The sequence below is a fragment of the Achromobacter sp. genome (genome assembly GCF_036567245.1).
Classification (GTDB): domain Bacteria; phylum Pseudomonadota; class Gammaproteobacteria; order Burkholderiales; family Burkholderiaceae_B; genus Achromobacter.
Window position 1 is genome coordinate 1 of sequence record NZ_DATCUY010000169.1, and the last position, 7,711, is coordinate 7,711.

The window sequence follows — 7,711 nt, forward strand, 5'->3', positions numbered from 1 at the left end:
AGGCACAAGCCGCGCGCCCGATCCGCAAGGTGCAACACCGTCCGTCCTCCGACGACACCCGTTATCCCGAGATCTCTCCATGTCGCGCGCCCTAGACACCCATACCGACTTCATTCCCCGCCACATCGGCCCTTCCGACGCCGACCAGGCCGCCATGCTTGCCGTCATCGGCAGCGCCAGCCTGGACGCCTTGCTCGAAGAAGTCGTGCCGCCCAAGATCCGCAGCCAGGCCCCGTTGGCGCTGCCCGCCTCGCGCAGCGAAACCGACGTGCTGGCCGAGCTGAAGCAGATTGCCGGCCGCAACAAGGTTTATCGCAGCTACATCGGCCAGGGGTACTACGGCACGCAGACGCCCAACGTGGTGTTGCGCAATATTCTTGAGAATCCCGCCTGGTACACGGCCTACACGCCTTACCAGCCCGAGATCTCCCAGGGCCGCCTCGAAGCCCTGCTGAACTACCAGACCATGGTCGCCGACCTGACCGGGCTGGACATCTCCAACGCCTCGCTGCTGGACGAAAGCACCGCCGCCGCCGAAGCGATGACGCTGGCGCGCCGCAGCGCCAAGTCCAAGAGCCCGGTGTTCTTCATCTCGCGCCACGTACATCCCCAGACCATCGAAGTCGTGCGCACGCGCGCCGAAGGCCTGGATATCGAAATCACCATCGGCGACGAGGCCGAAGGCCTGCCCGAGTGCTTCGGCGTGCTGCTGCAGTATCCGCACAGCACCGGCTCGGTAGTCGACTACCGCAAGCTGGCCGAGGCCGCGCATGCGCAAGGCGCCATCGTGGCCGTTGCGACCGACCTGCTGGCGTTGGCCCTGCTGGCCGCGCCGGGCGAATGGGGCGCGGACATCGCCATTGGTTCGGCCCAGCGTTTCGGCGTGCCGTTTGGCTTCGGCGGCCCGCATGCCGGCTTCATGGCCTGCAAGGACGCCTTCAAGCGCAACATGGCCGGCCGCCTGGTCGGCGTGTCCAAGGACGCGCAGGGCAACCCGGCGATGCGCCTGGCGCTGCAGACGCGCGAGCAGCACATCCGCCGCGAGAAGGCGACCTCCAACATCTGCACCGCGCAAGTGCTGCTGGCCGTGATGGCCGGCATGTATGCCGTGTGGCACGGCCCGGCCGGCATCCGCCGCATTGCCGAGCGCGTGCAGCGCAGCACCGCGATCCTGCGCGCCGAACTGATCAAGCTGGGCGTGAAGGTCGCCAACGACACCTTCTTCGATACGCTGCTGCTGGAAACCGGCGCGGCCACCCCGGCCATCCTGACCGCGGCCGACTGCGAGCGTGTCAACCTGCGCCGCGTCGACGGCGCTCGCCTGGCGGTGTCGCTGGACGAGACCGTGACCACGGCTGACCTGCAGGCCTTGGTCAACGTCTTCGCCGCTGGCCTGGAGCGCGATGACGTCGAACTCGACATCGATGCGCTGGACGCAGCCGCCGCTAGCGGCATTCCCGCCGGCGTGGCGCGCGAAAGCGCGATCCTGACGCATCCGGTGTTCTCCAGCGTGCAGTCCGAAACCGACATGCTGCGCTACCTGCGCAAGCTGGCCGACAAGGACCTGGCGCTGGACCGCACCATGATCCCGCTGGGCTCGTGCACCATGAAGCTCAACGCCACCGCCGAGATGATCCCCATCACCTGGCCCGAATTCGCGCTGATCCACCCGTTTGCGCCGGCTTCGCAAAGCCAGGGCTACAACGAGCTGATCGACCGCCTGTCGGCCGCGCTGTGCGAGATCACAGGCTATGACAATATCAGCCTGCAGCCCAACTCGGGCGCGCAGGGCGAGTACGCCGGCCTCCTGGCCATCCGCGGCTACCACCAGGCCAACGGCCAGCATCAACGCAACATCTGCCTGATCCCGTCGTCGGCCCACGGCACCAACCCGGCCTCGGCGCAACTGGCTGGGATGGACGTGGTGGTGGTGGCTTCCGACGCCAACGGCAACGTCGATCTGGCCGACCTGCGCGCCAAGATCGAACAGGTCGGCGACAAGCTGGCCGCCCTGATGATCACGTATCCGTCGACCCACGGCGTGTTCGAGGAAGCCGTTACCGAGATCTGCGATCTGGTGCACCAGGCCGGCGGCCAGGTCTACCTGGACGGCGCCAACATGAACGCGATGGTGGGCGTGGCCCAGCCGGGCAAGTTCGGTTCGGACGTGTCCCACCTGAACCTGCACAAGACCTTCTGCATCCCGCACGGCGGCGGCGGCCCCGGCGTCGGTCCGGTGGCGGTGCGCGCGCACCTGGCGCCGTACCTGCCGGGCGTGGTGAACGAGCAGGGCAAGCTGCCCGGCGACGCCAAGGTCGGCCCCGTGTCGGCGGCGCCGTTCGGTTCGGCCGGCATCCTGCCCATCCCGTTCGTGTACATCTCGCTGATGGGCGCCGACGGCCTGCGCCGCGCCACCGAAGTCGCCATCCTGAACGCCAACTACATCGCCACCCGCCTGCGCGACCACTATCCGGTCCTGTACGCGGGCCGCAATGGCCGCGTGGCGCACGAGTGCATCCTGGATGTGCGTCCGCTCAAGGAAACCAGCGGCATCAGCGCCGAAGATATCGCCAAGCGCCTGATGGACTACGGCTTCCATGCGCCCACCATGAGCTTCCCGGTGGCCGGCACGCTGATGGTCGAGCCGACCGAGTCGGAAGGCGTGGCCGAGCTGGACCGCTTCATCGACGCGATGATCTCGATCCGCGAGGAAATCGCCCAGGTCGAGCGCGGCGAGCGCGATGCCGAGGACAACGTCCTGAAGAACGCGCCGCATACCGCGCAGATGCTGCTGGCCGAGGAATGGCTGCACGACTACCCGCGCCAGCAGGCCGCCTATCCGCTGGCCTCGCTGCGCGACGCCAAGTACTGGCCGCCGGTTGCCCGCGTGGACAATGCCTACGGTGACCGCAACCTGGTGTGCGCCTGCCTGCCGATCGAAGCCTACGCGTAAGCGCGGGCCGCAAGGCCCGGCGCGAGCCGGGCCTCGGGCATAAAAAATCCCCCATCTGGAAAGATGGGGGATTTTTTTGTCCAGCTTCGGCCGTGGCTTACTTCGCCGGCGCGGCCTTGCTGGTGACGGAGAAGTCTTCCGCGATGCTGAAGAACGTGTTGAGCATGATCTGCAGGTTTTCCTTGCCGATCCCGCCTTCCGAATTCATGTCCATCTGCAGCACGGCGCGGTTCTTGTCGTCCAGGTAGGCGCGCGTCCAGCGGTACTCCTGGTTCCAGGCGTTGATGGCCTTGAGCGACACCGGCTTCTTGCTGCTGTAGGTGGCGGTCACCACCAGGTCGTGGCACTTCTCGGTGAAGTCGTTGCACAGGAAGTCGACGCGCAGCTCGCTGGCGCCGGTGCTGCCGGGTTCCAGCATCAGCACGGGGCCTTCGTCGCCGTCCTGCTTGCGGGGGGCGTACGACATGTCATCGAGCATGGCGGTCACGGTGTCGAGATCGAAGTCCTGCATGTAGCCGGCGGCGGAGACGGTGTCGACGGGTGCAGCCAGTTCGGTGCCTTCGGCCGGTTCGCCTTCCTCTTCCATGCCGTCCATGTCGTCGTTCATGCCGGTCGCGCCCAGCAGGCCCGCGAACAGTTCATCGGCAGGAATCTTCTGGCCGTTCAGGTCGCCCATGCCATCGGCGAAGTGGAACTTGCCGATGATGTTATCGCCGTCGTTTTTCCCGACGTTGAGCATTTCAGCCATGCCGGACATCGAGCGCATCTGGTCGTCGGCTTCCTCGGCGGCCTTTTCCGCGGTCAAGCCTTGCTTCTTGACGGCGTACTGCACGATCAGGTCGCGCACCATGGGCTTGGAGATGACCAGGGTGGCATCGATCTGCTTGATGGCCTTGACCATGATCTCCTGGGGCGTCAGATCCTTGACGTTGGGCGGATTGGTCAGGTCCAGCGTGAAGTTCAGCTTGCTTTCGCCCTTGTCGGTCTTCCAGCTGATCGGATCGATGCTGAACGAGGGGTTGCCGTTGAGCAGCTTGCCGGCGTTCTCCAGCACGGCGTCGAACTGTTCGTCCTTCAGGCCTTCGTCGCTGGCGCCCAGCATGTACTGGCGCACGATCTGGTTGTAGGTGTCGGACAGCTGCTTGATGGCGGCGCCGTCCAGCTTGGCCAGCTTGACCACGGCCTGACCGTTGCCCAGCGCGACGTCGTTCAGCGTGATGTTGCCGGTCTGGTAGGTGGCCTCGACGCTGACGTTCTTGTCGTCTTCGGCCAGCTTGACGCCATAACCCAGGTTGTCCAGCGAGACCTTGACGTCGTCACCGGGGCGGGTCACATCGATGCGCTTGAGCTTGACGCTGGAATCGCCGATGGACAGGCCGAACTTGCCCATGCGGCTGTTGACGTCCATCGTCAGGCCGGTCAGCAGCATCTTGATGGGGTCATCCGATTTCTCGCCGTCCACCGACAGCGTTTCCATCAGCGCGTGTGCGGTGACGGCCTGCTGGGCGCGGTCGAAAGTGCCGTTGATCGCCAAGCCGCTGAAGTTGACGGCGTTGCCCTCGTGCGTGATCTGCACGGGGGCGATATTGGCGGTGGAGGTGGCGTAGCCGCCGAAACTGATGACTGCGTCGCCGCTCAGGGGCGCCACGCCCTTGGTCAGCTCGAACAGTTCCTTGATGTTGTCGGTCTTGGCGAGCTCGGCGTGCGTGAACGCCAGCTTGGGCGCGATGGCGCCGCGCGCCAGGGCGCTCTTGGGGAAGGGGCCGTGTTCGATCGACGCGTCGAACTCGATCATGCCCTTGGGCAGGTCCTCGGCGATCTTGTCGCCGTTGACCAGCGACACGCCATAGCGCGCCTGTGTCGAGAACAGGCCGCGTTCGTACTTCAGCTGATCGATGCGCAGACCGAACAGAGGCGTGATCTTGGCCAGTTTCTCGTTGGCTTCCGCCAGATGGCGCTGCGAGCTTTCCTCGATGCGCTTGCCGGTGTACCACGTGGCCCCGACCCAGCTTCCCGCTCCCACTATGACCACGCCGAGGGTGATCGCTACGCTCTTTTTCATCGTTCTGCTTGTATCGTTGATTGTCGAGTCATATCCGGTGACAGGCGGCTGCTTGTGGCCGCTGGACCCTGTTGTTGGCGTCCGCCATCGGAATACGCGCATTCATCGGCCTGTAAGGCCCGCGGCGAGTATACCGAGGCCGGTGGTCATGTGACCGCGCTCGCAGTTACAGAAGATTTCAAAATGAAAGCCGGCGCATGTGCGCCGGCTTTTTCAGGGCAAAGGCCTGGGTCGCGGATTACATCTGATCCAGGGGATAGATCGGGCGGCGCACGTGCTGGAAATCGAGCTGGCCGTAATCCGAGGTGGTAACGCCCACGCCGGTGCATTCAATGACTTGCGTGGCCATGTCGGAGAAACCCGCGCGCCAGTGCACCCGGCTCTTGAGCACGACGTAGCGCTTTTGCAGCGGATCGATGCCGGCCGACAGCAGGCAATTGATGTCGAAGGGCTCCTGGTGGCGCGACACGACGACGATCTCCACGCGGCCGGTATCGATCACGACGGTCAGGCCGGTGTCGTTGCGCACACCGCGATACATGGGGCCGCGGTTCAGGTAGACGCCGTCAAACACCAGCTTGACGCGGCCGGTGATTTCCAGCGGTTCGCTGGGTTCCTTGATGGCGGGCATGGCCATCTTGCCGCCGAGCTTGATCGTGATGGTCTGGCCCACCCCGGCGCTTGCCGCCTGCTGCGCCGCTTGCGGGTCGCAGATGGCGTAGAAGACCACGTTTTCCAGTTCCTGGCGCAGCACTTCGGCCAGCACGGCGGTAGTGTCCATGGTGCCGCCGGAGCCGGTGTTGTCGTAGTGGTCCAGCAGCACGACGGGGCCTTGTTCGATGGCCTTGGCGCGCGCGATGGTGGGCGCCAGCGGCTCCGGGTGGAACACCCAGTCGGCGCGGCCGCTCCAGGCCTGGTCCAGCAGTTCGTCGCGGTAGCGCTGCGCGTCAGCCAGGTTGTCGTCGGTACAGACCACGGCGCTCAGGCCAGCCTCGCGGATGTCGGCATGCGGGAACCCCACGAAGACCGAGGCGGCCAGCACGCCGCCGGCTTCCAGTTCCTTGCAGCGTTCCTGCAGCGGCTTGTTGGGCGCGGCATGGGTGCCCTGGCACATGATGTGGGGCAGCATGGGCTTGTTGGCCCAGGACATGACGGGCTTGATCTCGCCCTTCAGGGTGCGCGCGATCACGTCCGCGGCGCGCAGGCCGGCCGCGCGGATGTCCACGTGCGGGTAGGTATGGAAACCGCTGATGACCGTGGCGTGCTTGACGATGTCGTCGTAGATGTTGGCGTGCATGTCCAGCGTCACCGCCACCGGCGTGTGCGGATCGATCTCGCGCAGGCGGCGCAGCAGGTCGCCCTCGGCATCCTCCACGCCCTCGGCGACCATGGCGCCGTGCAGGTCCAGCAGGATGGCGTCGTAGCCGCCGCGCTGGACTTCGTCCAGGACCAGCTTGCACAAGCGTTCGTGGGTATCGGCGCTGGCGGGGCCGCTGGGCCAGGATTCGGCCGCCACGGGCACGACTATCTCGGCGCCTTCGCGGCGCGCCACTTCGATATAGCCGCCCAGGCCGCTGTCGGTGTTCTCGTAGGCCTTGATGGCGCGTTCGCCGGCCAGGACTTCGGGATTGCCGCGGAAAAAGCGCTCAAGCGGAGTAGGCACGGGCGAAAACGTATTCGTTTCGTGCTTGATCATTGCCAAAAGCCAACGCATGGGATTTCCTGTGGGTTTGCTGTGGTGGATCGGTCAGGCCGCGCGGGGAGGCTGGGGCCAGGGGTGTTGTTCGGGCCGCATGGTTTCCCAGGCCCGCGCGATGCGCAGCACGCCCAGGTCGTCAAAGCGCGCGCCGGCGATCTGCAGGCCGATGGGCAGGCCCGCCTTGGTGTAGCCGCAATTGACGGATGCCGCGGGCTGCTCGCTCATGTTGTAGGGGAGCGTGTAGCCGATGTGGTGCATGGTGGTCGCCACTTCGTTGGTCGGTGACGGCCACTCGGCGTTGTAGGCGACCACCGGGGCCACGGGCGAGAGCACGTAGTCGTAGGGCGCGCAGGCCGCGACCGTCCTGGCACGCACGTTCATGGTCTCGTAGTAGCTGCGGAATACGTCCTCGCCGGACTGGCCGCCGCCGCTTTCCGCCCAGGTGCGGATGAAGGGCAGGATCTTGTCGCGGCGCTCCTGCGGCAGGGCCGCCAAGTCTATGGCCGAGCGGGTGCGCCAGAAGCGGTCCACGCCTTCCAGCATGGCGGGCGTCATCCAGGGCTGCATCGGCGTGACGATGGCGCCGGCGGCCTCGAAGGCGCGGGCCGCGGCCTCGACAGCGGCACGGATTTCAGGGTCCAGGGGCAGGCCGCAGCCCGCATCCATCAGCAGGCCGATGCGCAGGCCGCGCAGGTCGCGCTCCAGGTCCAGCCAGTCGAAGTCCTGGTAGGGCAGGCTCATGTGGTCGCGCGCGTCCGGCTGGGACAGCACGCCCATCATGAGCGCCGAGTCGGCGACGCTGCGGGTCATGGGGCCGGCGCAGCGGCCCATGAAGGGCGGATCGATGGGAATGCGGCCCAGGCTGGGCTTGAGCGTGGCGATGCCGCACCAGGCCGCCGGCAGGCGCACGGAGCCGCCGATGTCGGTGCCGATGTGCAGCGGGCCGTAGCCGGCGGCAGCGGCCGCGCCAGCTCCGGCGCTGGAGCCACCGGGGCCT

4 protein-coding genes are annotated in these 7,711 nt (G+C 66.3%); 1 reads left to right on the plus strand and 3 read right to left on the minus strand.

Translation table 11 applies throughout. The annotated features are described in order from the left end of the window. Window positions 1-79 precede the first annotated feature (79 nt). Window positions 80-2,953, plus strand: coding sequence for an aminomethyl-transferring glycine dehydrogenase (gene gcvP, locus VIR09_RS07230; RefSeq protein WP_332012261.1), 2,874 nt, complete (start codon window positions 80-82; stop codon window positions 2,951-2,953). A gap of 97 nt (window positions 2,954-3,050) precedes the next feature. Here the strand turns inward: gcvP and VIR09_RS07235 are convergent, their stop codons facing one another. The 3 genes from VIR09_RS07235 to VIR09_RS07245 form a co-directional block, all read right to left on the minus strand. Next, window positions 3,051-5,015, minus strand: coding sequence for a DUF945 family protein (locus tag VIR09_RS07235; RefSeq protein ID WP_332012262.1), 1,965 nt, complete (start codon window positions 5,013-5,015; stop codon window positions 3,051-3,053). Between the two features lie 238 nt (window positions 5,016-5,253). Then, window positions 5,254-6,729 carry a M81 family metallopeptidase gene (locus VIR09_RS07240; protein WP_332012263.1) on the minus strand — a complete coding sequence of 492 codons (1,476 nt, stop codon included), beginning with the start codon at window positions 6,727-6,729 and terminating at the stop codon, window positions 5,254-5,256. A 33-nt stretch (window positions 6,730-6,762) separates the two neighbouring features. Further along, the coding region (locus VIR09_RS07245; RefSeq protein ID WP_332012264.1) for an amidase at window positions 6,763-7,711 on the minus strand (949 nt) is incomplete at its 5' end.

Excerpts from the sequence above, each read along its gene's own strand:
- gcvP (WP_332012261.1), top strand. The coding sequence starts at position 80 with ATGTCGCGCGCCCTAGACACCCATACCGACTTCATTCCCCGCCACATC.
- VIR09_RS07235 (WP_332012262.1), bottom strand. The coding sequence starts at position 5,015 with ATGAAAAAGAGCGTAGCGATCACCCTCGGCGTGGTCATAGTGGGAGCG.
- VIR09_RS07240 (WP_332012263.1), bottom strand. The coding sequence starts at position 6,729 with ATGCGTTGGCTTTTGGCAATGATCAAGCACGAAACGAATACGTTTTCG.